We start from the raw sequence: 21,203 nt of genomic DNA on the forward strand, positions 1-21,203 counted from the left end.
TAGATATTTTGTATTAGGTTCGTAAGAATTGTAAAAGCAATTAGCTTTTTATAATTAAATAACAATAATTTTATTTTAAGTAAAGTATTGGATTTGATATATTTGATAGCGTAAAAAATTACTAAACCTTATGATATCCCATCTTTTTATCGGGATAAAAGAACTAAAGTTTGGTATATAACGAGTTGGGTGTCATTAAAAACCGAACATAAACGAAAAACTGAAAAATAAATAATATGAAAAAACTTGTACTTCTAACATTCTTAATCGTCTCTTCATTTCAAACAATTAATTCTCAAGAAAAAAATGAGGAAGATTTAATTTCATCTGGAAAATGGCATATTGAATATATGGAAATGGGTGGAAAAAAAATGAATTTACCTTCAGAAATGCAAAAAATGAATTGGGTAATGTTTCACAAAGGTGGAAAACAAGAAGGAATGGAAAACGGTCAAAAATATATTGGAAAATGGGAATTTGACAAAAAAAGAAGAATAATAAAAACGAATGATTTAGACGGAATAGCTGAACAAAAACTAATTTCTGTAACAAAAAATAAATTAATTGTTTCAATAAAAGAACAAGGTTCGGAAATGATAATGGGAATGAAAAAACAATAACGCCACCCAACACCGTATAAAATTAATTGCTGGTTTTAGCCAATTTACGAAAGTCCTCGCGGACTTTCTATCTGTGTTTTATTTGCTAACTTTAGTGCTTAAACCACGCAACTAATCTTATACATCAACGTTGGTAATAATTGCCTGCGGCACGTAGAAACCGTGTTTTAACAAACACTCCTTTTCTACTAATTATTACCAACGCTCTAGGTTAATTGTTCCTCTAACAACTATATTGTGTATCTTTAGCCTTCTTCGTGAACTACACACGAAACTATAAACAACAAAATGTATAACGAATGAGGCACAATTATGGCTACTCATGAGGCTGTGCCTCACACGCCATACACCTAGAGCGTTAGCAAAAATTATGAAAAAAAAGATAACATATTTATTGGCATTAATATCCTTATTTTCTTGTTCGAAAGATATAGATGAAATTGATTCAAATAATAATTCTGGAGAAGAGGAGACAAACTATTATTTCAACTTAAGTCAAACACAAATTAATTCGTCATCTTCAGAAACCGAATTTACAATTAACATTACAACCAATACTAATTGGGAATTACTATCTAAACCAGATTGGGTTGTAGTTACTCCCGAAAATGGAAGTCAAGATGTTGAATTAAAAATAACTTTGTTAGAGAATACAACTCCAAATTCTAGAATTAGTGATGTTAAATTTAAATCATTACAAAACACCTACACTTTAAATATTTCTCAACAGAGTTTCCCTTTAAGTCTTGTCTCATTCAGTGGAAGTGAATCACCAATAAAAATGAATGAGGCCAAATATTTACTGTTTAATAAACCCATAACTATTAACTCAATATCTAGTGGTGAAGATAGATATTCTTTTTTTGCAGGTCCAAATGATGTTGAATATTTTGACAATAATCATGGGGTGAAATTTACTGTTGGTCCTTCAAATTTAGGTAGCCAGTATAAGTATAAATTTTCAGTTTCTGATAGTGATAATAACAAATTAGAACAAATAGTTGATTTAAATTTCTACTCTCAAAAAATTATTGTTCCTGGTGCTATTAAAAAAATGATTTTAGATGATAACAATAATCTTTGGGTCTTATCATTAAAAGTATGGGAATCTGGTGAGCCTAGTTATATCTTTAAATTTAAAGAAAATGAAGGAGCATACGAAGAAGAGTTAAGGTTTGAAGTTGACATTAATCAATCAAACTCCGATTATGTTGGAGGAGATTTTTTTATAAATCCTTATAATGGTTTAATCTACGTTCCAGATTATGAAGGAGAGGAAGTCGATGTTTATTCAAAAACTGGTTCGCTAATTAAGCACATACAAATTCCTCGCGTTAATTCTGATCATCCACAAAATCCACACTCAAGCCCAGTATATATAGGATTCAATAAGGCAGGGAAAGGAATCATTTCTTTACAAGGAAAGGGCATATCTGGAATTAAATGCAGGTTTATTGATAGTTCTAATGATGATGCTTTAACAGAGCTAAATTATTCAGGCTTACAAACATATGTACTGACCAGAGATAAATCTAAATTATATGTTTTAGAAGACAGGTCACCCAAAATTAAAATCTTTGATGGGACTGATGTTTTTGAAGAAATAAATATGAATGACTTATATCCAAGCGGTGCTGATGCTGCAAGAATTACTCAAAACAGATTAAATGATAAAATTTATGTAAACGGTTTATATAATCAGCAGATAATTAATCCTAATCTATCATATTTAAGTTTACAATCTTATGATCAATCATTTTTAGGTGATTTTTGTTATGACACAAATCTTCCAAATCACATTTATGCTTTAAGTAGTAGCACTGATGTTAATTTAAAACTATTAGATTATGACAATCAAAATACAATTTTAGATTACCCAATGAATAATTTATTCAATTGGTCTCATGGTCGAGGACTTATTACAACTCCAAACGATGAATATATTTTAACATATTCTGACCGTGTTGACAATATTACTTCTCGTTCACAAATAGTTATATATAATACAGAAATGTTTAAATAACTTTTGCTAACAACGGCTATAATTCATTGTGGCGGAATTTTCTAATCGAAAATTCCTATCTTTAAACAATGGCTAGGTTACAACGGAATGGTCCTCGCGGACAATTCCACAACGAAACCATAGCCCAACCGTTAGCGGTCAGCATATAAACAACTACAACATAAAAAGGGAAATTAATAGATTATGAAAAAATCAATTTTTATTTTAATAGTAACAATACTTTCAATTTCTAGTTCAATTGCTCAAACCACAAAGAAAGATTTTGTTGGTCACTGGACAACTGATGGGTCTTCTGTCGAATGTGTTATTTGGATTGACAAATATGACGATTTTCAATATGTTTCATGGGATAAAAATGGTGGAGAAAGACTTGAAGTTCTGAATGTTAAATATGTTAATAATAATTTAATTGTTAGAACACGTTTCAAAAAAAACAACTGGGTAGTTACAAAAACTTTTATCTTGACTGATGGATATAATATGACTGCCAAATTTGAAGGAGATGCGGATACAATACTCGAATACAAAAAATTAAAATAAGTTTCTTAGGTCTTTATAAAAAGAAGTTAAGAAAGCCGAACCGCTAACAAAGAACTGAGGTAAAAAACAAGTAAATTTTATACTTTTTTAAACCAAAGTACTTTTATAATCAGCATCATAAGGCAAACCACTTTTTACTATTGCAAAAGCTTGTTTTAACAACTTATTACACACCGCTATTAAAGCAAGTTTTTTACTCTTACCTTTAGCAACTATTCGTTCATAAACTTCTTACTTTTTTTAAAAAACTTCTTGTTTTTTTCTTCGGTTTGTATTTACTAAATTGGTTGCTTAAACCACGTTACTGGCAATCGTAACAAAATGAAAATGCTGATACTAAGTTATGAATGATTTACACGTAAGCACAATAATAACTATTATCTTGATTTGCCATTTAGCAGCCATTACCATTGGGTATAAAATGCAAAAAACAACTTTAATAATTTCTTATTTAAATATGGTTACTGTGATAGGGATATTTGTTTTTTGGGTCATTACTAGCCCGAATATAAAACAACATAACTTTGAATTTAGAGAATTATTAGTAATATGTTTGGAAACTTGTATTTTAATATTCGCTTTCTACTCTATAATTGGTTATCATAATAAAGCCTATGTAAAAATCATAAATTTCATTGGGTTTGGAATTCATTTATTGGCTACAATAGGAATATTTTATTATATGTTCGCATTCAAATTTGACAAACTTTTTTAATAATAAATCGAGCTTAATAATGAAGGTTTCTGAAATTAACATATTGATTATATTACTTGTATTTATTCATTTTACAGGATATACACAATCAGACAATAATATGATAAACAGTTCTATTACAATACCTTTAAAAACTGGAAAAAACCCTAGTACTCAATTTGAGAAATTAGTTATAGAACCAGCCAATCTATTTATTCAATCCAAACCAATAAACAACGACTCACCACATTTTCAACTAGAATTAAATTTATTTAAAAACAACACTAAACACACTACTTTTCTCTGGTGCTATGATGCATCTACTGATAATGAAAAAGCAAACTATCCAAAAACATATCAAAACTATTCTTTTGCTTTAAATATTAATAAAAAAGAAGTTACGTTAGTTGTGGAAAAATTAGACTTTGGAAAAACAATGTTTATTAATTTTGGGCAAACAGCAGTTATTGGTAACCTTGAAATTATGTTTGTAGATTTCATTGGAGAATGGTCAGAGGATATAAATGGAAATCAGACAGATGCCTTTAATTCATATAATATATCATTATCAGAAGGAGGTGAGCAGAAAACTGTGTCGTTTACGTCACTAAATAAGCTTACAGACAAGGAACTAATTATAAAATGGAAGAATTATAAAATCTTCATTTTAGAAGATTCGGAAAAAGCATTAAAGCTAATTGTCCGTAAAAACGATTCTTAAAAAACTATAGGTAACAAAGACGTGTATAATTAATTGCTTGCTCTCACCTATTTCCAAAACCCAACAAAACTCATATTTTATTTATATTCATTAAATTAGAGGTTTAAAAATGTAACTAATTTTATACGAATATGTTATGACATTTTCTAAACACAAAACACTAAAACACTATTTAGGAGCGCTTTTTTTAATGCTAATTGTAACTTCCTGTAAAGGACAGTCGCAAACTAACGTAGAAAGAAATGTAGATGGAGGTTGCCAAGACTGTAAAGCTTTATTGGATTATAAAATGCTTAACATAACACCTAAGTCAGTTGATACCTTACCTGGTTTTCATGAAAATGAACCAAAACTAAAAATAACGGGTACTGCATTTAAAAAAGACGGAAAAACACCCGCTGAAAATGTTATACTCTACATTTATCATACAAACAGAAATGGAATTTACCAACCTAATGACAAACCAATAGGTTCGGAAAAAAGACACGGACAACACAGAAATTGGCTTAAAACAGGTAACGATGGTAAATTTACTTTTTACACATTCAGACCAGCATCTTACCCAAACTCTCAAGAACCAGAGCACATTCATATTTATGTAAAAGAGCCCAATACAGTACCTTATTATATTGACAGCTATCAATTTGAAAGTGACCCTGCTCTTACTGAAGAAAAAAAGCAATCAGAAAAAAACAGAGGTGGTTCTGGAGTCATACAACTTAAAAAGAAAGACGGTATTTGGACAGCCAACAGAGATTTAATTTTAGGATTGAATATTCCTGATTATGAGTAAAAGCTTTCCTTACCAACACTTACTTTTTTAGATTTTCTATTCAGTTTCAATTTGTTAAATTAGTTGCTTAATTCAAGAAAAAGTTAATCTAATATTTTATGAAAGTAAAAAAGTACATGTATAGCTTTCCAATACTGAAAGAAAAAATTGATGAATGGAAAAGTTTTGCTCAAAAAGTAAACGGAGAAAAAAACGAGGAGTTTACAAAAATGCATAAAAGAATTGGTGTTACTAAAGAGTTATGGTTTTTAAAAGAGAAAAAAGATAGCTACGAGGTATTAGTATACACTGAGGCTGTTAATGATAATTTTATGGAACTCTTTAAAGAAGATACTTCCGAGTTTTCAGAATGGTTTAAAGCAAATGTTGAGAAAACTCAAAAAATAGATTTAACTGAAAGCTTTAAAATGCCTGAACTTGTTTTAGACTGGGTAGAATAAAGTTTGTTGAATCTTTATAACCCGTTTTATTCGTATTTAATCATTATATCAAAAAATGAAACTTTCCTTTCAAATAATTATTCTAGCCTTAATATTTAACTTGTTCTCCTGCAAAGGTTCAGCTCAAGAAACTAAATTAAAAAAGGTAACGTCTGAAACTGTCTCTTCTGAGATTAAAAAAAATGTTTTTCCTAAACCCTTAGGAATTGTAAATGATTATGAGCTAATTTTTACGGAACCTCAGCGAAATAAATTATCAAAAACTCTCTACGACTATGATATTGAAACTACAAGACAAATTGTAGTCGTTACAATTAACAGTATAACACCTTACCAAAATATTCATAGGTATGCTACCGATTTAGGTAATAAATGGGGAGTTGAAACAAAAGAAAAAAATAACGGATTAACAATAGTTTTATGTAAACCTTGTAAGCAAATAACAATTGCAACAGGCATAGGAACAGAACAAATTTTAACAAACAAAATTTGTGAAGAAGTAATTGAGAAAACAATTATCCCTGAGTTTAAAAAAGGAGAGTATTACCTTGGTATTGAAAAAGGAATAACTGAGTTAATATCAAAATGGGAATAAAAAGATATTCAATCCATTCCTTATCATTACAAAGCATTAAGAAATGAAAAACACTGTGCTACTGATTTTTATGTTTATCTGCCTTAATGTTTCGTTTGCGCAAAACACAATATCGTATACTCTTAATCATACACCAAATTCAAAGAAAATTACCATTGAGTTAGCTTTTGATACTACTAGCACAGATACTTTAAAATTAGTAATTCCAAGAAGTGCGCCTGGAACGTATGAACTAACCAACTATATCGCTTTTATAAGTAATGTTAATGGTTATACTACTTCTGGCAAAATTTTGAAAGGCGTTGTTGGAGACGGCTCGTTTTTCTTCTTCAAAGAAAAAAATGAGGTACTTAAAAAAATAAGCTATGAAGTAGATATAAACAAAATGGAAATGACCTTATTAGGGAGTTTTGCTAGTTCTAAAATAAGAGACAACTATCTCGGTATATTAGGTTATGCTGTTTTTGGGTTTATTGAAGGATTTGAAAATGAGTCAATTGTTTTAAAGGTACATACACATAAAGACTGGTCTATTTTTAGCACCTTAAAGCCATCTGTTCAAAGAAACAAAGGCACAGAACTTTACAAGGTAGATAATTTTGCTTTATTGGCTGACTCCCAATTATTATTAGGAGATGCTGTTCAAGTATATCAAGTAAGTGATTCTAAAATCCCTTTGTTTGTTGCTGTCTATTCTGAAACTACTATCAATATTGAAGAAATTGGAAGAAGAGGTTTGTTATCTCTTAAGAAACTAACAGAGTATTTTGGATATGTACCAATGCCACATTATACCTTGTGTTATGAATTCCTAAATCCTGTTTCAGAGATGCATAACTATGGATTTTCTATGGAACACTTAAACAGTATGACTTCCAGTTTAAATGTTTCTAAAGCTATTTTGGAGCCTAATGACAAAGCTATTGGAGGCATAATACACCATATGGCGCATTCATGGCTTCCTTTACGATCTTTTGGAACAGGATACAAACCCTTTGAATGGCAAACAGCTCCAATAATTGAAACTATTTGGTTAAATGAAGGCTTTATCTGGTATATTTCCTACTATCATATATTGGACAACAAAGCCGTTTTACAATTCTTTAAAAGAACAATTAATCAAGCTCCCAAATACATTCAAGATAAATCATTAAAAGAATTGTCAGTATTAGGATCTACACAATATTCTTTGGATTTTAGAATTGGTAAAAACCTATTTTCAAGAGGTGCTTTATTAGCTCATGATTTAGATCATTTAATTCAAAAAGAAACAAACGGACAAAAATCATTTAGAGATGCAATTCTTGGCTTGTTAAAATGGACAGAAGAAAATAACAAAGCTTTTAAATATGATGAAATTGAAGCTATTATGTCTGAATATACAGGCGTTGATTTGAGTAGTGTTTGGCACAAGTGGCAAAAGCCCTTAAAAAATTAAAGCATATAATTTCAAGTACCTTTATAAGCCTAAACAAAGAAATTCAATGTATAAAACTATCTTTGAAATAACCAAAATGGACTGTCCGTCCGAGGAAAGTTTAATCCGAATGAAGTTAGACGGGATTTCTAGTATTGCGAATTTAAACTTTGATATTCCGAACAGAAAATTAACTATTTTTCACAGCGGAGAAGCTGAATTAATAGAAAAATCAGTTATTGAACTTAACTTGGGTGGAAAGAAAATTTCAACAGAGAAAACCGATCAAACTGACTTCAAAGAAAACACCAATCAGAAGAAATTACTTTGGGCTGTACTCGGAATAAATTTTGTTTTTTTTATTGTTGAAATGACAACGGGACTTATTTCAAAATCAATGGGACTAGTTGCTGATAGCCTAGATATGCTTGCAGACAGTTTTGTTTATGGAATTAGTCTTTTTGCTGTTGGCGGAACTTTAACTAGAAAGAAACGAATTGCAAAACTTGCTGGATATTTTCAAATAACTCTTGCTTTACTTGGATTTATTGAAGTTTTAAGAAGATTTTTTGGAGCTGAAAAACTTCCTAATTTTTCAACAATGATAATCGTTTCAGTTTTTGCACTTATAGCAAATGGAGTTTGTCTTTACATTTTACAAAAGTCAAAGAGTAAAGAAGAGGCACATATGAAAGCCAGTATGATTTTTACCTCAAACGACATAGTTATAAATTTAGGAGTAATAACCGCTGGAGTTTTAGTGAATTGGTTAAGTTCTAATAAACCTGATTTGATTATCGGAACAATTGTTTTTGTTTTAGTAATTCAAGGTGCTTTACGAATTTTGAAATTAAGTAAATAAAAAGTGTTCATCTTAATTATTTAAAAACACACTCTCATATTAGTTAACTCAACAAAGACAAAGCAATATTTATAGAGGTTGTTAATTCTTTTTTATTAGGTTCTACTTTAGAAACAACTCGAATTCCGTTGTAAAGTGTGTAAAGAAAAGTAGCTATCGCTTTTAAGTCTTGACTGTTCTTTAATTGACCTCTTTGTTTACCTGCTTTCAAATACTCGTAAAATAAGTTTTGGAAATCGCATTTATTTTCTATTAGTACTTTCTGCAAACTTTCATCATTTGGAATAAGTTCTGTTGTAGCATTTACCACAAAACATCCTTTTTTATCTTCATCAACAATAGCTTCTTCTATAGCTTTATTAAAAAGAGCAGAAAACCCTTCTTTTACATCTGGATGATTTTCAAAAAACTGTATTAACCACTCTTTTGTTATAGTTCTGTAAAGCTCAAAAGATTTTTTAAATAGCTGTTCTTTGTCTCCAAAAGTGTCGTACAAACTCGCTCTATTAATTCCTAAGTGACAAACCAAATCTTGAACAGAAGTAGCAGAATAACCTTGTTTCCAAAACAAACACATTGCTTTGGTTAGTACTTCTTTTTCATCAAATGATTTAACTCTTGGCATATAAAAAATTGTGGAAGCGATTTACACTTCCACAAAATTAGCTTATTGGAACTTTCATTCCAAATATATTTAAAAAAATTTAACTCAATAGCGGGTTAATATTTATTCCACCATCAATATTATACTCACTTCCTGTGATAAATGAAGCATTATCTGACGCTAAAAACGATACAAGCTTTGCCACTTCTTCTGGTCGTCCAAATCGTTTTAAAGGAATACGATTTTCTATGGCCTGAGCAAGACCTTGTATTTGCTCTTCTTCCATTCCTGTTTTTTCAAAAATTGGTGTAGAAACTGGACCAGGGTTTACTGAGTTAATTCTTATTTTTCTCTGGGCTAATTCGGTTGCTGCAGTTCTAGTATAAGAGTTAAGTGCTGCTTTTGATGCTGCATAAACAGCTGTATTTGGCATTCCGGTATAAGCATTTATAGATGATAAGTTTATAATTGATGCTCCCTCATTTAAAATTGGCAAGAACTTTTCAGTAGTAAATACAGCCCCTTTAAAGTTAATCGCCATTTGATGATCAAACATTTCTTCGCTTATACTACCTACTGGAGCTGGTTGAAAAATACCTGCATTTACAAATAATATATCAACTTTATTGAAGTTACTCTTAACCTCCTCTACTAAATTCTCGATAGCAGAAATACTCTTAACATCTGCAACGATTCCTTTTACTCCTAGTTTTTGTGATGCTTCTTCAACTTTTTCAGGGTTTCTTCCTATAATAATAACTGTTGCTCCTTGATTTTTTAATTCTTGGGCAGATGCAAATCCAATTCCGCTATTACCTCCGGTTACAACAGCTATTTTTCCTTTTAACGTACTCATTGTTTTTATTTTTTAGTTAATATTTTTTTGGAACAATCGTTCCGTTTACAAACATACGTATAATAGAACGATTGTTCCAAATAAAATATAAATTTATCCTCAACAGATAAAATGTTAAAACACCGAACAGACTTATCTGTTCTTTTTAAACTATGTAACTTTGACAAAAATTAAGAACATGAGTAGTCCTAGAGAACGTATTTTAGAAACAGTCGCGCATTTATTTCATCAACAAGGCTATAACAGTACTGGTATTAACCAAGTTATTAGAGAGGCTAAAGTTGCTAAAGCTAGTTTTTATCAGCACTTTAAATCAAAGGATGCCTTATGTATTGATTTTTTAAACAACAGGCATGAGTTTTGGTTTAAAGAACTCTTTAAGTTTACTTCAAAAAGCAAAAATTCAAAAGACAGAATACTACTTGCTTTCGATTTTGTAATTCATATGAATACAAAAGAGAGTTTTAGAGGTTGTAGCTTTTTAAATATTTTATCAGAAATTTCTAAAGAGCAGGAAACTATTCTGATAGTAATTCAATCACATAAAAAAGAATTAAATAATTTTTTTCAAGAATTAGTAGAGAACGAATTACTTGCTACACATATTTATCTGCTTTTTGAAAGTGCCATTATAGAAAGTCAGCTCTTTAAGTCAAACGAAATAGTACACAAATCAAAAGAAATTATAAAAAACTTAATATAAAATAGTATGGAACAAAAACATCCACTCCCTCCTTTTACTCTCGAAACTGCAAAGGAAAAAATTCAACTGGCTGAAGATGCTTGGAACTCTCAAAATCCAGAAAAGATAGCGTTAGCTTACACTATTGATAGTGAATGGAGAAATAGAGACACCTTTGTTAATGGTAGAGAAGAAATCGTTAATTTCCTGAGTAAAAAATGGCAAAATGAATTTAATTACAAGCTAAAAAAAGAATATTGGGCACATAGTGAAAACAGAATTGCTGTACGATTTGAATATGAATACAAAAACAAAGAAGGCAAATGGTTTAGAGCTTACGGTAACGAAAATTGGGAGTTTGACAATAATGGGCAAATGAAGAAAAGATATGCTAGTATTAACGACCTTGAAATAGAGAAAGTTGATAGGTATCTTTAAAAGAATCATCTTTTTTAGCAAAAAAATAACGGCGACTCTGATAAATCATCAAAGTCGCTTTTTGTATTTTTATAGCTTGAGTAAAAATTGAAAAAGTGAATTATAAAATAGATACTATAAACAAAACTGAATATCAAGAAGTAGTTGACTTATGGGAAGCTTCCGTTAGGGCGACACATCATTTTTTAAAAGAAGAAGACATTGCTTATTTTAGACCTCTTATTTTGAATACATATTTGGATGCTGTAGAATTAAAATGTATTAAAGTCAACGAAAAAATAGTAGGTTTTTTAGGTACTGCTGAACAAAATTTAGAAATGCTTTTTATTCACCCTGAATATCGTGGAAAAAAAGTGGGAAAAACCTTATTAGAATACTCACTTGATAAATTGAATGTAAACAAAGTAGATGTAAATGAACAGAATGAACAAGCTATAGGATTTTACAAACATTTTGGTTTTGAAACTATAAAACGTTCTGACGTGGACGCCTCTGGTAAACCCTATCCTATTTTACACATGCAATTAAAATTAATGTAGACCAAATAGTACCTACTGTTTATACATCCGATAGTCAAAGATTAAACGATACTTACTTTTAGTTTGCTTTAATCTTGTTAAAAAATATGTATCTTTAAAAATAAAAAATGGCTCCAAAAAAAAATTTAGAAAAACATAATTATATATTACCTAACGTTTCAATACCAGGTGGAAGCTATGTATCGGTTAACGTACAAGAGAATATAGCCTATGTTGCTATTCAATTTCCTATTTTGAATAATAAATACTTATATCAAGGTAGATTAGGCAATGAAATTTCAACAGAAGAAGGTTACAAAGCAATGGAACTATGTGCTTTGAATGTTTTAGCGCAAGTGGATAATAAAATTGGGTTTGAAAATATAATTGGGCTGAACCATATTGATGCGTACTTCCAATCTACTGATGATTGGGATGATTCTCCTGAAGTAGTTAATGAAGCTTCCGACTTATTTGTAAAAATACTAGAAGATAAAGGAGTGCATTCAAGAGCTATTTTTGGCGTGCATAAATTACCTAGAAACTTTAGTGTTGGACTAACAGCTACATTTACCATAAGTAAAAGCTAACAACATACAATTACTAACCTAAAAACTTTAATAAATTCATTGTTATGCAAACATCAGACACTACTACCACACCAAAGAATGATATGTTTAGCGATCGAATTAAACTCCCTTTTAATTTTGAGACCGCTAAAATGCTTAAAGAAGCGAAAGCTTTACAGTTAGACAACTTTGAATACTACAATGTAATTCCTTTACGATCACCCGCGCATTTAGTAGATACCTCGTTACCTTTTCCCCCTCCTGCCAATGATTATGCTGATGGTTCTTGGACAAATTGGTTAGATACTGCTTCGCTTAAGAAATCTCCATACCTAACCAGTGTAGTCGATTTTTTTAAAGAAAACACTACCGTTACCTTAGTTCGATTACTAAGATTGGCTCCTCAATCTGTAGTAAAGGAACACACCGACCCTACTTTAGGTTTAGAGATTGAAAAATCAGTGATTCGTCTTACCGTTCCTATTCTTAACAATGAAAATGTAACTTTTTATTTAAGTGATACTCCTGTATTAATGGAATCAGGAGAATGTTGGTATATGAGACTTACGGATCCGCATAAAGTCATAAACAACGGTGATGAAGAGCGTATAAATCTTACCATAGATATGATTCCTAACGACTGGATTCGAAAAATTATTAAAGAAAGTGAACAAAGTTCTACTTAAAAGCAAAAAGGGTACGCTGATACGTACCCTTTTTTATAGTATAATTTCTTTTGTTTATACTAACATTATTGTTCGGTAATTGTAGATTCATTTATTTTTATTACTCTTATTTTTTTATTCGAACTATCTGATAAAAAAAGTAAATTGTTTAAATGAGCTACACTTACAATGCTTCCAAATGAATTACTCCCCATAATATCTGAAACATCTATAATTGGATTGTATTTCTTTCTAACAAATTCATCTTTTGGGTAAATGCGTAAATAGTTTGTATCTCTCATACTTTCAGACGTAATAGCCCAATCGTTATTAAAAATAATTGAAGTTGGTTTTATGCTAAGAAACGTTCCTTTAGTTGGTTCAATAGGAGTTACTAAAGAGCTTTCTGCCTTATTTATAATATTCTTAATATTGTAATACAGGTATCCTTTTGCATCTCTACCTGCCACAATTAAATTTCCAGATACCACATCCATTGAATAAACTTCTGTGTAACCATTCAAGGTATTTAATTGAGCGTATGGAGGTAAATCCCAGTCGCTAGTTTCATTAATTTGAGAAGTTTCAAATACTTTTATAATATTATTTTTCTCTTTAACAAATACTAAATCGTCTTTTACAACTACACCAAAAACATGAACAAAGGTTTGCCACCATTGACCGTTACCTACTGCAGTGATTCCTTCAGTTGTAGATTCATCAAATACAAATAGTCTAGACTCTCTACTACCGATATAAATACGTCCAGCATCAATACTTATTGATGACAAAGAAGATAACTCTATAGAAGTATCTCCTTTTTTAAAGTGTGTAATCGTTTGGATATGTTCAAGAGACAATGCATCAAAAATTTCTAATACGTTTCCATTACATACATATAGTTTATCATTAGAAATAGCTATACCACTCGGATCAAATGTACCTGTACCGTCTCCGATTAAATTAGCTGTTAGTTCACTTGAATCTGTAGGATAGTAATATGTATAATCATCCGGTATGTATTCGTTATCATCTTTACTACAACTGTAAAATATACAAAGAGTTAACATTAATAAAAGTAACTTCTTCATATTTATTATATTTTTTAATTCCATTTTCCTTCTCCTTTATATTTTAATAAAAACGGGTTATTATCTTTAATTTTAAATACTGGTTTTTCGTAAGTATCATTCAAATATTCCGTTTTTGTCCAACTATTTAATATTTCTGGATTTATAAAAGGAAGATCTTCTAAATAAATCAAATACTTGTAAAGCTGAGTCAGCATTTCTTGCTGTCCGCCTCCTTCACCACTATTGGCTAAGTTGCTACTATGACTATATCCAATGTGATGAGAGTATTCATGTGACCAAACAGACATGTTACCAAGCCAATGCCCAGTTACATAGCTGGACTCCCACTGCGAAGCTAATGGTCCTCCACCCCATGCAGAGCTTCCTCCAACCATTGCCATATAAAGCGTTCGACCGTCGAGATAATCTCCATATATTTTTTCAATTTCATCTTTTGTAAAATAATCATAGTTACCATCTGAATCCTCTTCATTCCCATGCCAATCTTTTGCTCCATCTATAGAAGTACCGGCAAGATTAGCCTGATCTTTTTTGTAGTCATCAAAATTGATGAATGTATCATAGTAAATAGGGTGACTTAAAGCATATGAATAATTAATTATCATTGTTATTGCTTCTTTTGCCAACACAGGATTCATAGGTAAATACTTTCCATATTCATTAATGTGGTAACCATCGTTAAATTGAACAAGATGAGATGATTTAATTTTTTTGAATTTTTGAAAAAGAGGATCTTCTGATTCTACAGAAAACTTTATAGCACCTGATGAAAAACCTTCAATTTTATCTATTGTAACTGGTTTACCATTTTCTAATTCATAATCAAACTTTCCTTCAGTTAAAGGAATTTTATGAAATGAACGGTGAAATGCAGGTATGTTTGTGAAATGGTATAACACAAAACGTTTGTCATAATTTGGTAGTTTACCATAAATTTTAACATCATTTAATCCAACGGGAGAATACAATGAAACCTGTACTGAATCCTTACCTTTTAAGACTACCTGTACCAATTCATTTAATTTAAACCAACGATCTGACTTATCGTACATTCGTTCTGGGTCTTCAGCATCTTCAAACATTGTCATTGGCTTATTTTCAGCAGACAAATTAGCTACATCAATACTAGGACGATAATCAGGCTGGTAGAGATCGTCTAAATTTTCTTTTTCGCTACACCCATGAATAATAAGTGCTAACAAAATTAGGGGGGTGAAAAAATACTTGTTTCTTTTCATCTATATTTATTTAAAGGGTTACATTTTATTTTTTTTAAGAAATAACTTCTTAAAAACTCCCATGTCTTTTGGCTTAGAAAACTAAAAGGCATGATTTTATAAAACTAAATGATTAAAAAAATTCTATAGTCAAATACGACATAATCATAACTGCTCTTTTAATTTTTTATTGAAAAATTCAAGGTAAAATCTATTATACTCGATAAAAGCTAAAGTTCTCGTAAAACAATAAAACTATAGTTTAACCTCTACCTCTATATTAGTGCCTTATCCTTGACTAAAAGAATACATCATTATTGTAATTTCCTAATCGAAAAATAAGTAATATCTTTTTCATACAAAAAAAGAGCTCTTATCAAGAGCTCTTATATATTTATTTTTTAGTTTTTTATTCCAACGCTCCTATATAACGCTCAGCATCTAAAGCTGCCATACATCCTGTACCAGCTGCTGTTACTGCTTGTCGATACTCTTTATCTTGCACATCACCTGCAGCAAAAACCCCTGGTAAATTTGTTTTAGTAGTTTTTCCTTTAGTAATTAAGTATCCTGTATCATCCATATCTAACACTCCTTTAAATAATTCGGTGTTAGGTTTATGTCCGATAGCAATAAATACTCCTGTTACTGGAATTTCAGTTTTCTCTCCTGTTTTATTATTCACAGCACGAACTCCTTCAACAACATTTTCACCTAATACCTCATCAATTTCAGTATTGTATAAAACAGTGATGTTTTCAGTTTTGTTTACGCGATGTTGCATCGCCTTTGAAGCACGCATATAATCTTTACGCACCAACATAGTAACTTTACTACAAATATTAGCTAAATATGTTGCTTCTTCAGCAGCGGTATCTCCGGCTCCAACTACTACAACATCTTGCCCTTTATAAAAGAATCCATCACAAGTAGCACAGGCAGAAACTCCTCCACCTATTAAACGTTGTTCGCTTTCTATCCCTAAATATTTAGCAGTTGCTCCTGTAGAAATAATGACAGTTTGTGCTTCAATCTCAGTTGACTCATCTACAATTACTTTATGAGCTTCCCCTTCTTTATCAGAAAACTCAACCTTTGTTGCCATACCAAAACGAACATCAGTTCCAAAACGCTCTGCTTGACTTTTTAAATCTTCCATCATTGCTGTACCATCAGTTCCTTTCGGATATCCTGGGAAATTATCAACTTCTGTAGTTGTTGTTAATTGCCCTCCCATTTGCATTCCTGTGTACATAACTGGTTTCATATCTGCTCTTGCTGCATATATTGCCGCTGTGTAACCTGCTGGACCAGACCCAATAATCAAACATTTAATTTTTTCTGCCATTATCTTGAATTTTTGAAGTTACAAATGTAATTTTTTTTTACTTCTATTATCTGCTTTTAAATATATTTTAACTATCGTCTTATAAAGTCAGATTATTGAATAAATATTTGTTTTTTTATTTGTTGTTTAATTTTTTTTTCTACATTTGCAGTCCCAATTAAAAACGGGGTGTAGCGTAGCCCGGTCATCGCGCCTGCTTTGGGAGCAGGAGGTCGCAGGTTCGAATCCTGCCACCCCGACCAAAAAAACCTGTAAATCATCCGATTTACAGGTTTTTGTTTTTTAAAAAATTCCTACCTATCTAAACTTATGAAGTCTTTTATCAAATTAATAAAAACATATCTTCCTTACTTTTTTTCTAATTAAATTTGTTTTGCTTTAGTTTATTCTATTCTCATGAAAACTATACCTATAAGACATCTAAAAGCTTCACAAAAAGAACCATCCTTATCTGGTAGTTTTATGATTAAAAGCCTTCAGGAACTTCTTAATGGAAAAGATATGATTCATGAACTTCACAGACATAATTTCTTCTTCTTTTTGGCATTAAAAAAAGGGACTGGAAGCCATGAAATAGACTTTGTTAATTATGAAGTTAGTGATTATACTGTTTTTATAGTTCGTCCTGGTCAAGTACACAAGTTAGAGTTAAAAAGTAATAGTGAAGGCTTTATGATTCAATTTAATGCTGAATTTTATTATCCTATTGAAAAAGAAATAAGTTTATTATTGCAAAAAGTAAGTGCTACAAATTATTATCAATTAGAAGAAGATCTCTTTTTAAGGTTAAACCTTTTATTTACATCTATTTTTACAGAGTATAAAAATAAAGCAGAGGCATATAAAGGGGTTATAGAATCTAATCTTCGTATTCTTTTTATAGAATTAATGAGGTTAAGAAATACTGGTAATAAAACCTCTAATACTAAAGATTTATATGTTCAAGAGCGCCTTGAAAAGTTTTTACACTTATTAGAAACCAATATTACTAGCAAAAAAAAAGTGTCTCAATATGCCAACATATTGAACCTTTCTAATTATCAGCTAAATGCAATAACAAAACAAACTTTAGGAAAGACAGCATCAGAACTTATTAATGAACAGATTATATTAGACTCTAAAAGATATCTTTTAGCAACGTCTAATCAAGTAAATCAAATAGCATATCATTTGGGATATGAAGATGTTTCTTATTTCATTAGATTTTTTAAAAAACATACAGGTTATTCTCCTGAAGCATATAGAAAAAAGCTGAAATAAGTACAATACTACTTTACATTTATCCTATCATAAAATTTTAAACCCAATATACTTTTACGTCATATAAATTAAACCAAAATATGATGAAAAAAAGCGATATAAAATATACAGCGTTTTGGGATGAAAGATATCAAAACCTAGATTTTGCTTATGGTAAAGAGCCCAACTTATTTTTTAAAGAAGAGCTTCAAAAATTAAAAAAAGGAACAATTCTATTACCTGCTGATGGAGAAGGTAGAAACGGTGTATATGCTTCCAAATTGGGCTGGGATGTTACTGCTACTGATTTAAGTAGTGAAGGAAAAAGTAAAGCTCAAAAACTAGCAAACGAATCAGGTGTGACTCTAAAGTATGTTGTAGGCGACATACAAAACCTTGAATTTACAAAAGAGTCTTTTGATGCCATCGCTTTAGTATATGCGCATTTTTCTGCCTGGAAAATTTCTATCATTCATCAAAAATTAACCACACTTCTTAAACCTGGAGGATACATCATATTCGAAGCATTTAGTAAGAATCATCTTGATTATCAAAAAGACAATCAAAAAATAGGTGGTCCAAAAGACATAGATATGTTATTTTCTATAGAACAAATACAACAAGATTTTTCTGGACTTGAAATTCAAGTTTTAGAAGAAAAAGAAGTTTTTTTAAATGAAGGTGCTTGTCACAATGGGAAAGGGAGTGTAATCCGTTTTATCGGTAAAAAGATCTAGTTGAAAATGAAGAAAATACTAATTGTAGTATTGGTTTTTACATTTTTTAATGTTAGTGCTCAAAAAGTCGATCAGTTTAATTCATGGTGGTATTACTCTGGAAAGTATCGATTAACTGAAAAATTTAATATTGAAACTTTATACTCTTGGAGTAGACATAATTTTGTTAAGAACTGGCAACAATCAAAATTAAGATTGGGAACAAGTTATGATTATTTAAAAAATGTAAGCTTCGGTGTTGGATATGAATGGGTAGTGCTCTTTCCTTATGGAGCACACCCTGTTTCTGAAAAAAGAACAGAACACAGAATCTATGAATACTTTAATCTAAAAAATAAAATTAAAACTGTAGCTGTTAATTATGGAATGTTATTAGAGCAACGAATTATGAAAGATCGAATAAGACATCGATTGCGATTAATTTTAGGAGCAAAAATACCTTTAATACAATCTAAAAAAGGTGAAACTAAATTAGGGCTATCACTTTCGAATCAGGTCTTTTTAGATATTGATAAGTATGCTAATAATAATCATTTTGGACAGAATAGAATTTATGGAGCTTTTGATATCCCTATAAATAACGCTTTTACGTTAAGTTTAGGGTACATGAATCAATACATAATAATAAAAGATAATCGGATTGAAAACGACCATACTTTAATGGTAAAACTATCTCACAAAATTGATTTTAGATAGAAAAAGAAACGGTTTAGTTTAGTATAATTTTTAGAAAAATCACTACAAACATCTTACATTTGTGGTTTGCTTTCTATTAACATTACTCACTAGAAATAGTGCTAATAAGAATACCTAATTAGTATGACAACTAACATACACACACTCAAATCACTCATAATCAAAACCATTTCTAGTTTTATTTTTTGTTGTTTTTTATTCTTTACACTTCTAACTCAAGCTCAAAAAAAACAATCTTCATATAACAAAGACATTACAAGTGTTAGTTTAGCTAAAAAAAAATGTAAAGATCTCCTTAATCTTTCGCAAAGAGCCTACAACGAAGCAAATTTTGATTCTTTTAAAAAGTATAATGATTCTGTTTTATTAATTACTCAAAAATTTGAACTAAAAGAGTTAGAAATAAAATCTATTATAAACCACGGTATCTACTATAATGTTACGGATGCCTATGAAAAAGCTCTTGAAAAATTCCATAACGCTCTTGAGTTTAACATGACAAATTTTAACAGCGAAATAACAGAAATTAATATTTTAGTTAATCTTGCTAGTGTTTACAGTCAAATAAACAAACCTGATAAAGTAATTACTTATATGGAAAAAGTACTTGCTTTAACTGAAAAAAATAATGTGCCCAATATTATTAAACTGGCTGCTTATAATGGGTTAGGCAATAGCTATACCGAAAAAAAAGATTACGAAAAAGCTTTAGCTTATTTATATAAAATGAAATACTTAGCTGAAAGCATGAACAATATCCAAGCTGTTAACACTGCGTTTGACAATATTGGGTATTCTTATTTTCAGCAAGAAAAGTGGAATAAAGTTATAAAAACAGCTAATGAATCTTTGGCTTATTCTAAAAAAAACAGAGTTTCTAAAAGACCTGTTTCACTACTTAATTTAGGAATGTCTTATATTAAGAAAGAAGAACCTAAAAAAGCTATACCATTATTAAAAGAAGTTTTAGTAATGGCTTCTAACAGAAAAGATCTTGAGCTTAAAAAAGAAGCTCATTCACACTTAGCCAAAGCTTATAAATTATTAGGTGACTTTAAAAATTCTCAAAAAGAACAAGAAAGCTATTCTGAGTTAATGAAAGTTTTGTTAAAAGAGCAATCGAATGCTGCTCTTCTTGATTTAAAACATGATTCTGATACAGAAAAACAAAACATTGAATCTAAATTACACTCTTTAACCTCTATAGATAATAAGAAAAGTAATTTACTTATTGGTGGCGGAGTTTCAATTATTTTTTTAGGAGGATTACTCTTCTTTTATATTCGTAAAAAGAAAACTATTGAAAGTGACCGTGAACTGTTTAAAAAAACAAATTCTTTACTTCAAAATGAAAACAAAGCATTAAAGGCTAAAATGATAGAGCTTGCTACTGCAAAAAAGGAACAAAATTCTAAAGCTGTACAGTACAAAAACTCTTCTTTAACAGAAAAGGATAAGAATTACTACATGAAAATGATTCTTGATTATATGGAGACAAAAAAGCCTTATCTTGATTTTGAAATTAATCAATCAGAACTAGCTTCTCAGCTCTCTATGAGCAAACACCACCTTTCTGAAGTTTTAAATCTTTGTTTTGATCAAAACTTTTATCAGTTCATCAACCTATATAGAGTAAATGATGCGCAGAGAATAATGAAAGACCCTAATTATAAAAATTATAAAATCTTAGCAATTGCCTACGAAGCTGGTTTTAAAAGTAAAACCTCTTTTAACCGTGTTTTTAAAAACCATACTGGGTTTACACCATCTGAATTCCGAAAGAAACAATTAAGCGCACTGGCTGTTTAACTGTTTTAACTTTATAAAAAAAACTT

At 30.2% G+C, this 21,203-nt stretch carries 23 protein-coding genes, 1 tRNA gene and 1 pseudogene; 19 read left to right on the forward strand and 6 right to left on the reverse strand.

Annotated elements, in window-relative coordinates; translation table 11 throughout:
* The first annotated feature begins 236 nt into the window (after positions 1–236).
* The 3 genes from ACQYZ7_RS12745 to ACQYZ7_RS12755 all read left to right on the forward strand — a co-directional run bounded on the left by ACQYZ7_RS12745 (position 237) and on the right by ACQYZ7_RS12755 (position 3,183).
* Positions 237–620 (forward strand): hypothetical protein, encoded by a 384-nt coding sequence (locus ACQYZ7_RS12745; protein ID WP_430730107.1) that lies wholly within the window; start codon positions 237–239, stop codon positions 618–620.
* Between the two features lie 370 nt (positions 621–990).
* Positions 991–2,643 carry a BACON domain-containing protein gene (locus ACQYZ7_RS12750; protein WP_430730108.1) on the forward strand — a complete coding sequence of 551 codons (1,653 nt, stop codon included), beginning with the start codon at positions 991–993 and terminating at the stop codon, positions 2,641–2,643.
* 183 nt (positions 2,644–2,826) lie between these two features.
* Positions 2,827–3,183, forward strand: a complete 357-nt coding sequence (locus ACQYZ7_RS12755; RefSeq protein ID WP_430730109.1) for a hypothetical protein — start codon at positions 2,827–2,829, stop codon at positions 3,181–3,183.
* Positions 3,184–3,270: 87 nt separating this feature from the next.
* Here the strand turns inward: ACQYZ7_RS12755 and ACQYZ7_RS12760 are convergent.
* Positions 3,271–3,414, reverse strand: a pseudogene (locus tag ACQYZ7_RS12760) (IS110 family transposase); the annotation flags it as partial.
* Between the two features lie 527 nt (positions 3,415–3,941).
* On the opposite strand from ACQYZ7_RS12760, the gene ACQYZ7_RS12765 reads away from it, so the two are divergent.
* The 6 genes from ACQYZ7_RS12765 (at position 3,942) to ACQYZ7_RS12790 (ending at position 8,705) form a co-directional block, all read left to right on the forward strand.
* Positions 3,942–4,598 (forward strand): hypothetical protein, encoded by a 657-nt coding sequence (locus tag ACQYZ7_RS12765; protein WP_430730110.1) that lies wholly within the window; start codon positions 3,942–3,944, stop codon positions 4,596–4,598.
* A gap of 136 nt (positions 4,599–4,734) precedes the next feature.
* The gene (locus tag ACQYZ7_RS12770) at positions 4,735–5,391 is read left to right on the forward strand and encodes an intradiol ring-cleavage dioxygenase (protein WP_430730111.1); all 657 of its coding nucleotides are present in this window, start codon (positions 4,735–4,737) and stop codon (positions 5,389–5,391) included.
* 98 nt (positions 5,392–5,489) lie between these two features.
* Positions 5,490–5,831 (forward strand): hypothetical protein, encoded by a 342-nt coding sequence (locus tag ACQYZ7_RS12775; RefSeq protein WP_430730112.1) that lies wholly within the window; start codon positions 5,490–5,492, stop codon positions 5,829–5,831.
* A gap of 55 nt (positions 5,832–5,886) precedes the next feature.
* A complete protein-coding gene (locus tag ACQYZ7_RS12780; protein ID WP_430730113.1) occupies positions 5,887–6,426 on the forward strand; it encodes a TPM domain-containing protein in 540 nt (179 codons plus the stop codon).
* 43 nt (positions 6,427–6,469) lie between these two features.
* The gene (locus tag ACQYZ7_RS12785) at positions 6,470–7,864 is read left to right on the forward strand and encodes a hypothetical protein (protein WP_430730114.1); all 1,395 of its coding nucleotides are present in this window, start codon (positions 6,470–6,472) and stop codon (positions 7,862–7,864) included.
* Between the two features lie 46 nt (positions 7,865–7,910).
* Complete coding sequence (locus tag ACQYZ7_RS12790; protein ID WP_430730115.1) at positions 7,911–8,705, forward strand: cation transporter; 795 nt, start codon at positions 7,911–7,913, stop codon at positions 8,703–8,705.
* 43 nt (positions 8,706–8,748) lie between these two features.
* Here the strand turns inward: ACQYZ7_RS12790 and ACQYZ7_RS12795 are convergent, their stop codons facing one another.
* A complete protein-coding gene (locus ACQYZ7_RS12795) occupies positions 8,749–9,330 on the reverse strand; it encodes a TetR/AcrR family transcriptional regulator (protein WP_430730116.1) in 582 nt (193 codons plus the stop codon).
* A gap of 79 nt (positions 9,331–9,409) precedes the next feature.
* Positions 9,410–10,165, reverse strand: coding sequence for an SDR family oxidoreductase (locus tag ACQYZ7_RS12800; RefSeq protein ID WP_430730117.1), 756 nt, complete (start codon positions 10,163–10,165; stop codon positions 9,410–9,412).
* A gap of 178 nt (positions 10,166–10,343) precedes the next feature.
* Here ACQYZ7_RS12800 and ACQYZ7_RS12805 point away from each other — a divergent pair, with 178 nt between their 5' ends.
* From ACQYZ7_RS12805 to ACQYZ7_RS12825, 5 genes are all read left to right on the forward strand, one after another.
* Complete coding sequence (locus ACQYZ7_RS12805) at positions 10,344–10,868, forward strand: TetR/AcrR family transcriptional regulator (protein ID WP_430730118.1); 525 nt, start codon at positions 10,344–10,346, stop codon at positions 10,866–10,868.
* A gap of 6 nt (positions 10,869–10,874) precedes the next feature.
* Positions 10,875–11,285 carry a DUF1348 family protein gene (locus ACQYZ7_RS12810; protein ID WP_430730119.1) on the forward strand — a complete coding sequence of 137 codons (411 nt, stop codon included), beginning with the start codon at positions 10,875–10,877 and terminating at the stop codon, positions 11,283–11,285.
* 95 nt (positions 11,286–11,380) lie between these two features.
* Positions 11,381–11,824, forward strand: a complete 444-nt coding sequence (locus ACQYZ7_RS12815) for a GNAT family N-acetyltransferase (RefSeq protein ID WP_430730120.1) — start codon at positions 11,381–11,383, stop codon at positions 11,822–11,824.
* A 107-nt stretch (positions 11,825–11,931) separates the two neighbouring features.
* The gene (locus tag ACQYZ7_RS12820; protein WP_430730121.1) at positions 11,932–12,393 is read left to right on the forward strand and encodes a RidA family protein; all 462 of its coding nucleotides are present in this window, start codon (positions 11,932–11,934) and stop codon (positions 12,391–12,393) included.
* A gap of 44 nt (positions 12,394–12,437) precedes the next feature.
* Entirely contained in the window at positions 12,438–13,058 is a 621-nt protein-coding gene (locus ACQYZ7_RS12825) for an aspartyl/asparaginyl beta-hydroxylase domain-containing protein (protein WP_430730122.1), read from the forward strand.
* A 65-nt stretch (positions 13,059–13,123) separates the two neighbouring features.
* Here ACQYZ7_RS12825 and ACQYZ7_RS12830 read toward each other — a convergent pair whose 3' ends face one another.
* The 3 genes from ACQYZ7_RS12830 to trxB form a co-directional block, all read right to left on the reverse strand.
* Complete coding sequence (locus ACQYZ7_RS12830) at positions 13,124–14,128, reverse strand: hypothetical protein (RefSeq protein WP_430730123.1); 1,005 nt, start codon at positions 14,126–14,128, stop codon at positions 13,124–13,126.
* A 14-nt stretch (positions 14,129–14,142) separates the two neighbouring features.
* A complete protein-coding gene (locus ACQYZ7_RS12835; protein ID WP_430730124.1) occupies positions 14,143–15,369 on the reverse strand; it encodes a hypothetical protein in 1,227 nt (408 codons plus the stop codon).
* Positions 15,370–15,757: 388 nt separating this feature from the next.
* Positions 15,758–16,696, reverse strand: a complete 939-nt coding sequence (gene trxB / locus ACQYZ7_RS12840; RefSeq protein ID WP_430730125.1) for a thioredoxin-disulfide reductase — start codon at positions 16,694–16,696, stop codon at positions 15,758–15,760.
* Between the two features lie 164 nt (positions 16,697–16,860).
* Here trxB and ACQYZ7_RS12845 point away from each other — a divergent pair.
* From ACQYZ7_RS12845 to ACQYZ7_RS12865, 5 genes are all read left to right on the forward strand, one after another.
* Positions 16,861–16,938, forward strand: a tRNA-Pro gene (locus tag ACQYZ7_RS12845).
* Positions 16,939–17,092: 154 nt separating this feature from the next.
* Positions 17,093–17,956: a helix-turn-helix domain-containing protein gene (locus tag ACQYZ7_RS12850; protein ID WP_430730126.1), complete on the forward strand. Its 864-nt coding sequence runs from the start codon at positions 17,093–17,095 to the stop codon at positions 17,954–17,956.
* 83 nt (positions 17,957–18,039) lie between these two features.
* A complete protein-coding gene (locus ACQYZ7_RS12855; RefSeq protein ID WP_430730127.1) occupies positions 18,040–18,672 on the forward strand; it encodes a class I SAM-dependent methyltransferase in 633 nt (210 codons plus the stop codon).
* 6 nt (positions 18,673–18,678) lie between these two features.
* On the forward strand, positions 18,679–19,368 hold the full coding sequence (locus ACQYZ7_RS12860; RefSeq protein ID WP_430730128.1) for a DUF2490 domain-containing protein: 690 nt from the start codon (positions 18,679–18,681) through the stop codon (positions 19,366–19,368).
* A 123-nt stretch (positions 19,369–19,491) separates the two neighbouring features.
* Positions 19,492–21,177 carry a helix-turn-helix domain-containing protein gene (locus tag ACQYZ7_RS12865; protein ID WP_430730129.1) on the forward strand — a complete coding sequence of 562 codons (1,686 nt, stop codon included), beginning with the start codon at positions 19,492–19,494 and terminating at the stop codon, positions 21,175–21,177.
* Positions 21,178–21,203: the final 26 nt, after the last annotated feature.

Origin of the sequence: Tenacibaculum sp. SDUM215027 (genome assembly GCF_050566205.1) — a bacterium.
Classification (GTDB): Bacteria; Bacteroidota; Bacteroidia; order Flavobacteriales; family Flavobacteriaceae; genus Polaribacter.